Raw genomic sequence first — 13,007 nt, 5'->3', positions numbered from 1 at the left:
CCGATGGCCCCTCAGGCGGTTGTGCGGTCGGCGTCCCCGGTGCCCGGGCCCGCGCCGAGCTCCTCGCCGTGCACGTGTCCGAACGTCGATCCGGCCGCGGGGTGCGGCCCCTCGCGCAGCAGCGACGCCTTCATCTCCGCCGGCGCCAGCGCCCGCGCGACGTGCCACCCGACCACCGCGACGATCGTCCCGAGCGCGATCCCGCCCAGGGAGAAGTCGTCGGTGATCTGCAGCAGCGGGGCGTCGCTGCCCGAGTTGCCGACGGCGATGACGATCCCGGCGGCCAGCGGGACCAGGTTGATCGGGTTGGCGAAGTCGACGCGGTTCTCCTTCCAGATCTTCGCGCCGAGCAGCCCGATCATCCCGTAGAGGACGACGGTGATCCCGCCGAGCACGCCACCGGGGATCGCGTTGATCAGCGCGCCGAACTTCGGCACCAGGCCCAGCACGATCGCCACGACGGCGGCCACGTAGTACGCCGCGGTCGAGTACACGCGGGTCGCGGCCATCACGCCGATGTTCTCCGCGTACGTGGTCGTCGGGGCGCCGCCGACCGACGTGGCGACGACGGTGGCCACGCCGTCGGCGAACACCGTCCGGCCGATCATCGGGTCGAGGTCGCGGCGGGTCATCTCGGCCACCGCCTTGACGTGCCCGGCGTTCTCCGCGACCAGCGCGATGACCGCCGGCAGCACCAGCAGCGCGAAGTTGGCCGAGAACGACGGCGCCGTGAACTCCGGCAGACCGAACCAGGGGGCGTTGCCGACGGCGTCGAAGCTGACCCGGTCGTGGGCGAACGGTGTCGCCAGGCAGTAGGGACCCTCGCTGTCGCACGCCTCCCCGGCGGCGTCGCGCAGGTTCTGACCGGGCAGCGCCGAGGTCAGCGGCCCTGCGGTGACGTCGAGCAGGATCGAGAGCAGGTAGCCGAAGACCAGCCCCAGCAGGATCGAGATGCGGGCGAGGAATCCGCGCAGCAGCAGCGAGGCCACGATGACGAACGTCATGGTCGCCAGCGCCACCCACTGGTCCTGCAGCCAGTAGGTCGCCGTCGCCACCGGCGCGAGGTTGAAGCCGATGAGCATGACCACCGCACCGGTCACCGCCGGGGGCAGCACGCGGTTGACCACGCGCACCCCCACCAGGTGGATGACCAGCCCGGCCAGCGCGAGGACGAGGCCGGAGACCAGCAGCGCACCGAGGACGTCGGCGTCCGAGCCACCCGCGGCCCGCACGGCGACGACGCCGCCGACGAAGGAGGCGGAGCTGCCCAGGTAGCTGGGCGCCTTCCCCTGCACGATGAGCAGGAAGAGGATCGTCGCGACCCCGCTCATCATGATCGCCAGGTTGGCGTCCAGGCCCATGAGCAGCGGGAAGACGAACGTCGCCCCGAACATGGCGACGACGTGCTGGGCGCCGATCCCGGCGGTGCGCGGCCAGGAGAGCCGCTCGTCCGGGGCCACCGCCTCGCCCAGCGGCGGGGTCGTCCCGTCGCCGTAGAGCTTCCAGCCGAACGCCATCGGTGCCTCCTCGACTGCCACGTCCGCCCGCGACCGGCGGCGGGCGACGGGCATCGTCGCACCACCGCGGGCCGGCGGTACGGGCGGTCCTCAGCCCCTGCGTGCCCGGGTGGCGACGCGGTGCTGCCAGACCACCAGCGCCGGCGTGCCGAGCAGCTCGAGCGCGGTGGCGCCGACCAGGGCCGGGGAGGGCCGGCCGGTCCTGCGCCAGGCCAGCAGGCGCGCCGCCCCGCCGGCGAAGAGGGCACCCGAGACGCCGCGGACCAGCGCCCCTCGCTGCTCGATCCGGGGGAGGGCGGACCAGATCAGCGGGGCCGCCGCGGCGTAGATGGCGTGGGTGTAGCGGTACTCGCTCTCCACGTCGGGCGCCGCGGCGCCGCCGCCGGGCAGCGATGCCGGGCCGACCAGGGCGCCGGCCAGGCCGGACGCCAGCGGTATGGCCGCCAGCGCGCCCAGGGTGATCTGCAGGCCGCGACGGCCGCCGTCGGAGGAGGTCATCGCAGGACCGTCGCACAGCGCCACGGACCCGACCAGCGCGGGAGTCCCTGCTCCGCTCAGTCCAGCGCGCAGCTCAGCAGCCCCCCGACGGCGTCGGCGAACTCGTCGCTCCGGGTCAGCGGCTCCGGGAACGCGACGCGCACGTCGTAGCCGCCGCGGGACGACTCGACCCGGTACCGCACGCCGAACCGGTCCAGCCCGAGCAGCCGGACGTCGTCCCTCCGCCCGGCCCAGGTCTGCACCCGCACGCGCAGCCGGGCCAGCGCGTCGGCCTCCGCGGTCAGCAGGTCGGCCTCGGCGAGGGTGACCGGATCGGGCGCCGCGGCGACGAAGTCCTCCGGCTCGACGTGCTCCACCGCCTGCGCCTCGTGGAGGACGACGTCGGCGATGTCGAGCTCCAGCAGCGTGGCGGTGAGCCCGACGTCGAAGAGGGCGTCGCACGGGCAGGCGTCGGCGAACGCGAGCACGGCGGCCGGCACCTCCGCGGCGGGCAGCGGTGTCAGCCAGCCGGCGAGCTCCACGAGGGCCCGGACCGGCTGGCGCGGGAGCGCGGGCGCCCGGTCGGTCACGGTCAGCCGTGCCGGGAGGTCGCCGACCGGGGAACCGGCCAGCGCCGGCAGGAGCGGTCCGGAGCTGGGGACGACGACGAGGGTCCGGCCGTCGGCCGTCGTCGCCGCTGCCAGCGCGGGGGTCGTGCCCGTGCCGAGGACGTGCAGCGCCGCCGTGGGGCGAGCGGCCACCGTGCGGGCCCGCTCGGCCGGCGACGGCTGACCGCCCGCGGCCGCGGGAGCCGTGACCGGAGCCGGGGTGCCGGCACCGAGCCGGCTCGGCCTGCGATCACTCGTCATGGGACCACCTCGAAGCTCTCCGTCGGGCTAGTAAGGTGAGCCTAACCAAACATGGAGGTCCCCGTGAACACACCCCGCCCCAAGATCCGGATCAGCCGCACGCTCGGCATCGCGCTCACCCCCAAGGCGGTCGCCTACTTCGAGCGCCGGCCGTACCCGCCGGGCGAGCACGGCCGCAAACGCCGCAAGGACAGCGACTACTCCACCCGGCTCAAGGAGAAGCAGCGGCTGCGGGCGCAGTACGACATCAGCGAGACCCAGCTGCGGGCGGCGTTCGACCGTGCCAAGCGGACGGGCGGCAAGACCGGCGAGGCGCTGATCCAGGACCTCGAGTCGCGGCTGGACGCCACCGTCCTGCGCGCCGGCTTCGCCCGCACCATCTACCAGGCGCGCCAGTTCGTGACCCACCAGCACGTGCTGGTCAACGGCAAGCGGGTCGACCGCCCCTCCTACCGCCTCAAGCCCGGCGACTTCGTCCAGATCGCGGAGAAGTCAGCCACCTTGGAGCCCTTCCTCGTCGCTGCGTCCGGCGCGCACGCCGAGCCGCCGAAGTACCTCGAGGTGAGCCTGGCCGACCTGGTCGCGCGCTACGAGCGGACGCCGACCCGCGACGAGGTCCCGGTGATCTGCGAGGAGCAGCTGGTCGTGGAGTACTACTCCCGCTGATCCCGCCCCACGAGTGGTGGCTGAGCCCGCTGCCGCCCGACGGGTCCCGGCGGCCGCTCAGTGATGCAGGTCGGCCGGGACCCGGACGGCCAGGACGGCGACGTCGTCGTCCGTGCGACCGCCCAGCTCGGTGAGCAGCCCGTCGCAGAGCTTGTCGAGCGGCTGGCGACCTCGCCGCTCGAGCTCCGTGACCAGCCAGTCGGTGCCCTCGTCGAGCGTCGAGCCCCGCCGCTCGACCAGCCCGTCGGTGTAGAAGAAGACGGTGTCGCCGGGGGCCAGGCCCAGCTGGTGATCCAGCCGTGGGGCCGCCGGGTCGATGCCGAGCAGCAGCTCCGGCGTCCGGGCCAGCAGCTCGGTGCTGCCGTCGCGGCGGACCAGGACCGGCGCGGGGTGGCCGGCGTTCGACCACCGCATCGTCACCGTCCCGTCCCCGCCGTCCACGGCCGCGACGACCACGGTGACCAGCGTCGGGCGGCGCCGGGTGGTGAGCACCCGGTCCAGTCCGCCGAGGACGGCCGCGGGCGACGCGGAGCCGGTCTGGGCGATGGCGCGGAGCATGCCCCGCACCTCCGCCATGGCCGCCGCGGCCTTTCCGTCGTGGCCGGCGACGTCCCCGATGACCAGCACCGTCCCACCGCCGGGGAGGCCGAAGCCGTCGTACCAGTCCCCGCCCACCTGCGCGTGCCGGCCGGCCGGGACGTAGCGGACCGCGGACTGCATCCCGGGGAGGGACGGCGGGTCGCCGAGCAGGTGCCGCTGCAGCGTCTCGGCGGTATCGAGCACCGCCCTGGCGGCCGCGGCCTCCTCGCCGAGGCGGGCCATCTCCGCCTCCCGGCGCAGCCGCAGGGTGCTCGCGACGACGGCGGCGGCGGTGCCCGCCGCGATGCCCGCCAGCCGGATCAGCTGCGCCGTGAACTGGGTGCCGGTGTACAGCTGGTCGTAGACGCCGAGCAGTGCTGCCACGACGACGGCCAGGGCCCCGTACGCCAGGGTCGCCCGCCGCCCCAGCGCGGTGGCGGCGACGAGCGGCGCGATGACGACCAGGGTGAGGACGGCGCGGTCGCGGCCCATGAGGATGTCGAGCAGCGCGACGATCGTCAGGACGGCGAGCGGCAACGCTCGTTGGATGCGGGCCAGCCTGTCCAATGATCGCTCCCGTCCGACGCGGCCCCGGGCCGCTGCTGGACCCTGCGCGCGAACCGTAGAGGACGAGACCGGTCCGGAAGGACAGGAGCGGTGCGGCCGGGCCCCGTGGCGGGCAGCCGGCATCGGGCGGGGCGGTGGGCGGCCATCGCCCGCAGGGTCGATTCGAGCGACTCCAAGCTCTTCTGGGACAGGAGTAAACAACGCGGCCGGTCTGCCGAAAGCTGCTCCGTCAAGGATGACGGCACAGCCATCGCGGACCGGATGCATCGCACCCGGACGGGGTCTGGGCCACCGAGAGAACGGACTCCCCCCATGCGCCTGTCGCGCGTTCTGCTCGCCGGTGCCGCGGTCGCCGCCGCCGGCATCGCCACCTCCGCCTTCACGGCCAGCAACACCGTGCCCGACAGCGTCGCCGGCTACGGCCAGGGCCTGGTCACCGGTGCGACGGTCACCGACATCAACTACGTCGCCAACGTCGACGACGGCACGATCCTGGACGCCGTCGTCTTCACCGTGACCACCGACATCACGAACGCCACCTCCACCATGACGCTGAAGAGCGGGGCCGACAGCAACGGCGACGGCGGCAACGTCGTGGGCGACCCCTACGCCTGCAGCGTGACGACCGGCTGGGATGCCGGAGCGCCCACGCCGTTCCTGCTCCTGACCTGCGACACCACCGTCGGTGGCCCCCGCAACTTCGAGGACTTCAACTCCGTCGGTCTGACGGTCCTCCAGTAGTCGGAGGCGCGTGCCCTCGCATGAGCAACGCAGTCAAGGCCGCCAGCGCCAGCGCCGTCGTGGCGCTGGTGCTGGCGGCTGTCTGGTTGTTCTGGCCGGTGCAGCTCGGTGGCGCCACCACCTACGTCACCACCCACGGTGTGAGCATGGAGCCGTCGTTCTCCACCGGTGACCTCGCAGTGCTGCGGCCCGCCGACTCCTACGAGGTGGGCGACGTGGTCGCCTACCACTCGGAGACGCTGGACACCGTCGTCATGCACCGGATCGTCGCCGTCGAGGGCGACCGGTTCGTGCTGCAGGGCGACAACAACGACTGGCTCGACGAGGACCGCCCCACCTCCGACGAGCTGCTCGGCACGCTGTTCCGCCAGGTGCCGCAGGGCGGCAAGGTGCTGGCCGCCATCGCCTCGCCGTGGTCGCTGGCGCTCATCGCCGCCGTCGTGTCCGGGGTGTTCGGCAACAGCCGCCGCCCGGCGAAGGGCCGCCACGCAGCCCGCCGGCGCCCTGCCGGCCCCGGCCCTGTGCTCGCGCTGCCGACCGCGTTCTCGATGCCCACGCGCGCGCAGGCCCGCCAGGTGGCGGTCGCCTCGGGCGCCGTCGCCATCCTGGCGGCTGCCGCCGGCGCCACGCTGCTCGCGCTGCCCTCGACCGAGACCGAGGCCAGGAACCAGCCGGTGGCCCAGCAGGGCCGGTTCACCTACACCGGCGCTGCCCAGGCCGGGACGACCTACCCGACCGGCGTCATCTCGACCGGTGACCCGATCTACACCAAGCTCGCCGATGCCGTCACGGTCTCCTTCGAGCACACGGTCAGCGCCCCTGGCCTCGATGACGTCGCCGGCGCCTTGCGGCTCGACCTCTCCGTCGCGACCGCCGACGGGTGGAGCGCCGTGCTCGGCAGCAGCCCTTCCGCCGTCGTGCGGGACGGGAAGGCCACCGCAACGGCCGCCGTCGACCCGACCCAGGCCGCGGCCCTCGTCGGCCGGCACGTCGCGGAGATCGGCAGCAGTGCCGGAGCGGCGAAGATCGTGGTCACTCCCGTCGTGGACGTGACCGGCAGCCTCCGGGGACAGGGCTTCACAGCCGCGGAACTGGAGCCGCTCACCTTCGCCATGGACGCCGTCGCGTTGCGTCCGCCGGCCGCCGAGGCCGCCTTCGCGCCCACGACCTCCGTCCCCGTGTCCGTCGACGAGGTGGTGGCGCGGTCGTTCACCCTGCTCGGCGTGGACCTGTCCATCCACGTGGCGCGGGTCGTAGCGGTCGGAGTGCTCGTCATGGCCGTGTTCGTGGGCGCCGTGGCCGGGGGCATCGGCCGCGCGCGGCAGGGGGACGCGGCCGACGAGTTCGCCGTCCGCAACGCCGCGCGCATCCTGCCCGTCGCCGGGCTCACCCCCGGGCGGAGCGTCGTCGACGTCTCCGACGCCCAGGCGCTGCGGCGCGTCGCGGAGCGGATGGACGGCCTGCTGCTGCACCACGCCGGTCCCGACGGGCAGACCTTCGCCGTCCAGGACAACGAGACGACCTACCGCTTCGTCTTCCCCGACACGGCGGTCACCAGGACGCCGCCGCCCCCGCCACCACCGGCACGGGTCGCGCCGGCCCCGGTCACCGCGCCCCTGCCGCGCGTCGCCTGACGGCGACCGGACCGGTCAGCGGCGCCAGAAGTCGAAGCGGTCCCGGCCGGGACGGAACCCCGCCGCCTCGACGACGTCGACGGCGAGGTCGAACTTCTGGCCCACCGCGGACGGCGTGTGCGCGTCGCTGCCGAAGCTGACCGCCTCACCGCCCTCCTCGTGGAACCAGCGCATCTGGTCGGCGGAGGCCAGGGGGCTGGTGGTGTTGATCTCCAGCGCCCGCCCGGAGCGGGCCAGCGCGCGGAACACCGCCCGGTACTCCTCCTCGTAGTCCTTCTCGACGTACCGGTGCGTTCCGCCGGGCCAGTAGCGGCGCGGGAAGTCCGCGTGCGCCAGCACCTGGAAGACCGCGCTGCTCTCGATCATGTCCACCAGCTCGCCGAGGTAGCGGCGCATCGTGCCGTCCGCGTCGTCCCACAGCAGGTGGCCCACGCCGTAGAGCCGGCCACCCTTGGCCAGCGAGTGCAGCGAGCCGAGGATGCGGTCGACCGGTGCGTCCCGCAGGTAGGCGGCCACGCTGCTGCCGAACAGGTGCGGCTCGCCCGTCTCGACGCCGGACAGGATGCGCAGGTCGGGGAAGCGGCCGCGGACGTCCTCCAGCTCGGCGAAGTAGCCCTCGACGTCGATCTCCGCGTGCCGGGACGCGTGCCGTTCGACCAGGCCCTCGTCGGTCGCCCGGTCGTCGGGGTCCCAGACGGTGAAGTCGAGGTGCTCGGTGAAGGCGATCGCCGGGAGTCCCAGCTGGACGGCCTTCTCGCAGGCCCGGCGCATCGTCGAGGAGTCGGCGGTGTCCCAGGACCAGTGCGTGTGGACGTGGTTGTCCGGCGGTCGCTGCCCCTCGTGTGCCATCGCCTGTGGATTCTCCACCGTCGTCCACCGGTCCTGCGCGCTGGTCCGTCCTGTCACCGGCGGTGCCTACTGTCGGGGCATGACCACCGCCGCGCCGTCGTCCGAGGTCGCCAGCTCCGTGCACGCCGAGGCGCTGGCCGTACTCCGCGAGCTCACCGGCCGGCCGGACGCCGTCTTCCGCGAGGGCCAGGACGCCGCGGTCTCGGCGCTGGTCGAGCGCTCGCAGCGGGCGCTGGTCGTGCAGCGCACCGGCTGGGGCAAGTCCGCCGTCTACTTCGTCTCCACCGCGCTGCTCCGCCGCCGGGGCAAGGGCCCGACCTTGCTCGTGAGCCCCCTGCTGGCGCTGATGCGCGACCAGGTGGCGGCAGCGGCCCGCGCCGGCATCCGCGCGGTCGAGATCTCCAGCGCCAACATGACCGAGTGGGACGACATCGCCGCCCGCCTCGCGGCCGACGACGTCGACGTCCTGCTGGTCTCGCCCGAACGCCTCACCAACCCGCGGTTCCGCGAGGAGCAGCTGCCCGGCTTGGTCGCCCGCTGCGGCCTGGTGGTCGTCGACGAGGCGCACTGCGTCTCCGACTGGGGCCACGACTTCCGCCCCGATTACCGCCGCATCCGCGACCTGCTGGGCACGCTCCCGGCCGGGACGCCGGTGCTCGCGACGACCGCCACCGCCAACGAGCGCGTGGTGGAGGACGTCGCCGAGCAGCTGGGCGCCGGCGGCGTCGAGGTGACGACCGTCCGCGGCCCCCTCTCCCGCGACTCGCTCCGGCTGGGCGTGCTCCGGCTGCCGTCCGACCGCGCCCGGCTCGCCTGGCTGGCCGCGCGCATCGGCGACCTCCCGGGCAGCGGCATCGTCTACGCGCTCACCGTCGCCGCGGCGGAGGAGACCGCCGCCCTGCTCCGGGACGCCGGGCACGAGGTGCGCGCCTACACCGGCCGGCTGGACGACGCCGACCGCAAGGACGCCGAGGAGGCGCTGCGGGAGAACCGGGTCAAGGCCCTGGTGGCCACCTCCGCGCTGGGCATGGGCTTCGACAAGCCCGACCTCGGGTTCGTCGTCCACCTCGGCGCGCCGTCGTCCCCGGTCAGCTACTACCAGCAGGTCGGCCGTGCCGGCCGCGCGGTGGAGCACGCCGACGTGCTGCTGCTCCCCGGTCCCGAGGACATCGCGATCTGGCAGTGGTTCGCCACCTCCTCCATGCCGCGGGAGGACCACGCCGCCGCGGTGCTCACGGCGATGGCCGACGGCAAGGCCTGGTCGGTGGCCCGGCTGGAGACGGTCGCCGACGTGCGCCGGTCGCGGCTGGAGCTGCTGCTCAAGGTCCTCGCCGTCGACGGGGCGGTCGAGCGGGTGCAGGGCGGCTGGCGCTCCACCGGCCGGCCCTGGGTCTACGACGCCGAGCGGTACGGGCGCGTGACCCGCACCCGGGAGGCCGAGCAGCGGGCGATGATCGCCTACGCCAAGCCGGTGGACGAGGCCGAGTGCCGGATGGCCTTCCTGCAGTCCGCGCTCGACGACCCGACGGCCGCTCCGTGCGGGCGGTGCGACGTCTGCGCCGGGCCCTGGTACTCCACCGACGTCCCCGAGGCCGCCGCGGAGGCCGCCTCGGCGGCGCTGGACCGGCCCGGCGTGGAGCTCGCTCCGCGCGCGCAGTGGCCGACCGGCGCGGACCGGCTGGGCGTCGACGTCAAGGGCAAGATCGCCGTGGGCGACCAGCTCGAGCCCGGCCGCGCCGTCGCCCGGCTCACCGACCTGGGCTGGGGTCAGCGGCTGCGCTCCCTGCTCGGCGACGACGGCGTGGGTGGTGTCGTCGACCTCGAGGCGCCCGGCATCGAGGAGGACCCCGACGCCGCGTTCGACGTGCCCCTGCAGCGCTCGATCTCCGACCTCCCCCCGGACGACGAGCTCCTCCGCGCGTGCGCGCGGGTGCTGGCCGCCTGGGACTGGTCGCAGCGGCCGGTCGCCGTCGTGGCGGTTCCGTCCCGCCGGCGGCCCCGTCTGGTGACCGGAGTGGCCCAGGGGCTGGCCCGCATGGGGCGGCTGGACTACCTGGGGGAGATGTCGCTCGCGCACGGCGGGCCGACCGGCCAGCCCGGGGGGAACAGCGCCTTCCGGCTGGCGGGGGTCTGGGACCGGATCGTCGTGGGGCCCGAGCTCCGCGAGCGGCTCGCGTCGCTCCCCGGACCGGTCCTGCTGGTCGACGACCTCGCCGACTCCCGCTGGACGATGACCGTGGCGGGTCGCGAGCTGCGCCGGGCCGGTGCCCCGGCGGTGCTGCCGTTCGCGCTCGCGCTCACCGCCTGACCGAACGTCTGTCCACAGCTTTTCGCACACATGTGCGAAAACTCGGAGTAGCGTCCAGGGCATGACGCTGGCCCATCAGCCTTCGATGTGGGACGTGGCCGAAGAGGCCACGCTGACCCCGCTGGCCGGCCGCGTGCAGCGGCACGCGCTGAGCGCCGGCGCCTGGGTGGACCACCTGCCCGGCTGGGTGGACGGTTCGGACGCGGTGCTCGAGGTGCTGCTCGGGGACATCGGCTGGCGGGCCGATCGGCGCCAGATGTACGACCGCGAGGTGGCCGTGCCGCGCCTGCTGCGCTGGTACGGCGGGGACGAGACGCTGCCGCACCCGCTGCTGACCGAGGCGCGCACGGCGCTGAACGACCACTACTGGCCCGAGCTCGGTGAGCCGTTCGTGAGCGCGGGCATGTGCCTGTACCGCGACGGCCGGGACAGCGTGGCCTGGCACGGCGACCGGATGGGCCGCGGACGGTCCGGCGACACGATGGTCGCGATCGTCTCGTTCGGGTCCCCGCGACCGCTCCTGCTGCGCCCGGTCGCCGGCGGGCCGAGCCTGCGCTTCCCCCTGGGACACGGGGACCTCGTGGTCATGGGGGGTTCGTGCCAGCGCACCTGGGAGCACTGCATCCCCAAGACCAGCAAGCCGGTCGGGCCGAGGGTGAGCGTGCAGTTCCGGCCCCGCGGTGTGGCCTGAACGCACCGTCGAGCCGCGGGGTGACAACCCTCCAGAGCGTGCAGAACCCCGTCGAACCGCGGGTCCTGCCCACCGGATCGACGGCTCCAGGCCCCCTCGCGGGACCCCCCTGCAGAGACCCCCTGAGACCGTGTAATGTTCTCCATGCGCCGCGCGGCCCTGAGGGGCCGCCGGACCGGGACCCGCCGCTGGCGGGGGCAACGGAAACCGGCGTAGTGTTGGACATCCAGCCAGGGACGAAGCCCGGAAGGGTCGAGTGTCTGCGCGTCCGCTCTTTGAGAACTCAACAGCGTGCCGAAAGTCAGTGCCAAGTAATACCCCGTGCCAGGGCATTCGTGTTCTGGTTTGGGATTCCTTTGGTTGATTGATATCGAGAGTGCTAGCTCTCGGTTCTCAGCTGCGATCAAATCATCTACGGAGAGTTTGATCCTGGCTCAGGACGAACGCTGGCGGCGTGCTTAACACATGCAAGTCGAACGGTGAACCCGCTTCGGTGGGGGATCAGTGGCGAACGGGTGAGTAACACGTGGGCAACCTGCCCTCAGCTCTGGGATAACTCCAAGAAATTGGGGCTAATACCGGATATGACCGCTGACCGCATGGTCTGGTGGTGGAAAGATTTATCGGCTGGGGATGGGCCCGCGGCCTATCAGCTTGTTGGTGGGGTAGTGGCCTACCAAGGCGACGACGGGTAGCCGGCCTGAGAGGGTGACCGGCCACACTGGGACTGAGACACGGCCCAGACTCCTACGGGAGGCAGCAGTGGGGAATATTGCGCAATGGGCGAAAGCCTGACGCAGCGACGCCGCGTGGGGGATGACGGCCTTCGGGTTGTAAACCTCTTTCAGCAGGGACGAAGCGAAAGTGACGGTACCTGCAGAAGAAGCACCGGCCAACTACGTGCCAGCAGCCGCGGTAATACGTAGGGTGCAAGCGTTGTCCGGAATTATTGGGCGTAAAGAGCTCGTAGGCGGTTTGTTGCGTCGGCTGTGAAAACCTGAGGCTCAACCTCAGGCCTGCAGTCGATACGAGCAGACTAGAGTGTTGCAGGGGAGACTGGAATTCCTGGTGTAGCGGTGAAATGCGCAGATATCAGGAGGAACACCGGTGGCGAAGGCGGGTCTCTGGGCAACAACTGACGCTGAGGAGCGAAAGCGTGGGGAGCGAACAGGATTAGATACCCTGGTAGTCCACGCCGTAAACGTTGGGCGCTAGGTGTGGGGCTCATTCCACGAGTTCCGTGCCGCAGCTAACGCATTAAGCGCCCCGCCTGGGGAGTACGGCCGCAAGGCTAAAACTCAAAGGAATTGACGGGGGCCCGCACAAGCGGCGGAGCATGTTGCTTAATTCGATGCAACGCGAAGAACCTTACCTAGGCTTGACATGCACGGAAATCCTCCAGAGATGGTGGGTCCGTAAGGGCCGTGCACAGGTGGTGCATGGTTGTCGTCAGCTCGTGTCGTGAGATGTTGGGTTAAGTCCCGCAACGAGCGCAACCCTCGTTCTATGTTGCCAGCACGTCATGGTGGGGACTCATAGGAGACTGCCGGGGTCAACTCGGAGGAAGGTGGGGATGACGTCAAATCATCATGCCCCTTATGTCTAGGGCTGCAAACATGCTACAATGGCCGGTACAAAGGGCTGCGATACCGCGAGGTGGAGCGAATCCCAAAAAGCCGGTCTCAGTTCGGATTGGGGTCTGCAACTCGACCCCATGAAGTTGGAGTCGCTAGTAATCGCAGATCAGCAACGCTGCGGTGAATACGTTCCCGGGCCTTGTACACACCGCCCGTCACGTCACGAAAGTCGGTAACGCCCGAAGCCGGTGGCCCAACCCTTGTGGAGGGAGCCGTCGAAGGCGGGATCGGCGATTGGGACGAAGTCGTAACAAGGTAGCCGTACCGGAAGGTGCGGCTGGATCACCTCCTTTCTAAGGAGCACTTCACCGGCAAGCTCAGCTTGTCGGTGCAGAGCCGCGCCCACACCATGATCGGTGCCCCGTCTGGGGGTGCCGGCGCAGCGTGTGGGGTGGTGCTCGAGGGTGGAACGCTGACCAGTTCGGCCGGCAGCTGCGGCTGCCCCTAGTACGGCGTCACGTGTGGCGTGTGG

General features: G+C 72.1%; 10 protein-coding genes and 1 rRNA gene. 6 read left to right on the top strand and 5 right to left on the bottom strand.

The features are described from left to right. Positions 1–11 precede the first annotated feature (11 nt). The 3 genes from ACI793_RS04655 to ACI793_RS04645 all read right to left on the bottom strand — a co-directional run bounded on the left by ACI793_RS04655 (position 12) and on the right by ACI793_RS04645 (position 2,863). The gene (locus tag ACI793_RS04655; RefSeq protein ID WP_456605200.1) at positions 12–1,517 is read right to left on the bottom strand and encodes a uracil-xanthine permease family protein; all 1,506 of its coding nucleotides are present in this window, start codon (positions 1,515–1,517) and stop codon (positions 12–14) included. Between the two features lie 90 nt (positions 1,518–1,607). Further along, positions 1,608–2,015, bottom strand: a complete 408-nt coding sequence (locus ACI793_RS04650; protein ID WP_456605199.1) for a DUF4345 domain-containing protein — start codon at positions 2,013–2,015, stop codon at positions 1,608–1,610. Positions 2,016–2,071: 56 nt separating this feature from the next. Continuing rightward, on the bottom strand, positions 2,072–2,863 hold the full coding sequence (locus tag ACI793_RS04645) for a DUF2470 domain-containing protein (protein WP_456605198.1): 792 nt from the start codon (positions 2,861–2,863) through the stop codon (positions 2,072–2,074). Between the two features lie 63 nt (positions 2,864–2,926). Here ACI793_RS04645 and rpsD point away from each other — a divergent pair, with 63 nt between their 5' ends. After that, the gene (rpsD, locus tag ACI793_RS04640) at positions 2,927–3,529 is read left to right on the top strand and encodes a 30S ribosomal protein S4 (RefSeq protein ID WP_456605197.1); all 603 of its coding nucleotides are present in this window, start codon (positions 2,927–2,929) and stop codon (positions 3,527–3,529) included. A 57-nt stretch (positions 3,530–3,586) separates the two neighbouring features. On the opposite strand, the gene ACI793_RS04635 is transcribed toward rpsD, so the two are convergent. Continuing rightward, a complete protein-coding gene (locus ACI793_RS04635; protein ID WP_456605196.1) occupies positions 3,587–4,645 on the bottom strand; it encodes a PP2C family protein-serine/threonine phosphatase in 1,059 nt (352 codons plus the stop codon). A gap of 342 nt (positions 4,646–4,987) precedes the next feature. On the opposite strand from ACI793_RS04635, the gene ACI793_RS04630 reads away from it, so the two are divergent. Both ACI793_RS04630 and ACI793_RS04625 read left to right on the top strand, forming a co-directional pair. Beyond that, positions 4,988–5,416, top strand: a complete 429-nt coding sequence (locus tag ACI793_RS04630; RefSeq protein ID WP_456605195.1) for a hypothetical protein — start codon at positions 4,988–4,990, stop codon at positions 5,414–5,416. 20 nt (positions 5,417–5,436) lie between these two features. Further along, entirely contained in the window at positions 5,437–7,050 is a 1,614-nt protein-coding gene (locus tag ACI793_RS04625) for a signal peptidase I (protein ID WP_456605194.1), read from the top strand. A 15-nt stretch (positions 7,051–7,065) separates the two neighbouring features. Here the strand turns inward: ACI793_RS04625 and ACI793_RS04620 are convergent, their stop codons facing one another. Next, positions 7,066–7,956 carry a PHP domain-containing protein gene (locus ACI793_RS04620; RefSeq protein ID WP_456605193.1) on the bottom strand — a complete coding sequence of 297 codons (891 nt, stop codon included), beginning with the start codon at positions 7,954–7,956 and terminating at the stop codon, positions 7,066–7,068. A gap of 22 nt (positions 7,957–7,978) precedes the next feature. Here ACI793_RS04620 and ACI793_RS04615 point away from each other — a divergent pair, with 22 nt between their 5' ends. The 3 genes from ACI793_RS04615 to ACI793_RS04605 all read left to right on the top strand — a co-directional run bounded on the left by ACI793_RS04615 (position 7,979) and on the right by ACI793_RS04605 (position 12,828). Continuing rightward, positions 7,979–10,207, top strand: a complete 2,229-nt coding sequence (locus tag ACI793_RS04615; protein ID WP_456605192.1) for a DEAD/DEAH box helicase — start codon at positions 7,979–7,981, stop codon at positions 10,205–10,207. Between the two features lie 61 nt (positions 10,208–10,268). After that, positions 10,269–10,898 (top strand): alpha-ketoglutarate-dependent dioxygenase AlkB, encoded by a 630-nt coding sequence (locus ACI793_RS04610; protein ID WP_456605191.1) that lies wholly within the window; start codon positions 10,269–10,271, stop codon positions 10,896–10,898. A 411-nt stretch (positions 10,899–11,309) separates the two neighbouring features. Beyond that, a 16S ribosomal RNA gene (locus tag ACI793_RS04605) occupies positions 11,310–12,828 on the top strand. Positions 12,829–13,007 lie beyond the last annotated feature (179 nt).

The sequence above is a fragment of the Blastococcus sp. SYSU DS0617 genome, assembly GCF_054051075.1.
This window is presented reverse-complemented; position numbering and strand designations above follow the sequence as displayed.

Bases quoted from the DNA above. Each gene is read 5' to 3' on its own strand.
- ACI793_RS04625 (WP_456605194.1), top strand. From the start codon at position 5,437: ATGAGCAACGCAGTCAAGGCCGCCAGCGCCAGCGCCGTCGTGGCGCTG.
- ACI793_RS04650 (WP_456605199.1), bottom strand. From the start codon at position 2,015: ATGACCTCCTCCGACGGCGGCCGTCGCGGCCTGCAGATCACCCTGGGC.
- ACI793_RS04630 (WP_456605195.1), top strand. From the start codon at position 4,988: ATGCGCCTGTCGCGCGTTCTGCTCGCCGGTGCCGCGGTCGCCGCCGCC.
- ACI793_RS04610 (WP_456605191.1), top strand. From the start codon at position 10,269: ATGACGCTGGCCCATCAGCCTTCGATGTGGGACGTGGCCGAAGAGGCC.
- ACI793_RS04655 (WP_456605200.1), bottom strand. From the start codon at position 1,517: ATGGCGTTCGGCTGGAAGCTCTACGGCGACGGGACGACCCCGCCGCTG.
- ACI793_RS04615 (WP_456605192.1), top strand. From the start codon at position 7,979: ATGACCACCGCCGCGCCGTCGTCCGAGGTCGCCAGCTCCGTGCACGCC.
- ACI793_RS04645 (WP_456605198.1), bottom strand. From the start codon at position 2,863: ATGACGAGTGATCGCAGGCCGAGCCGGCTCGGTGCCGGCACCCCGGCT.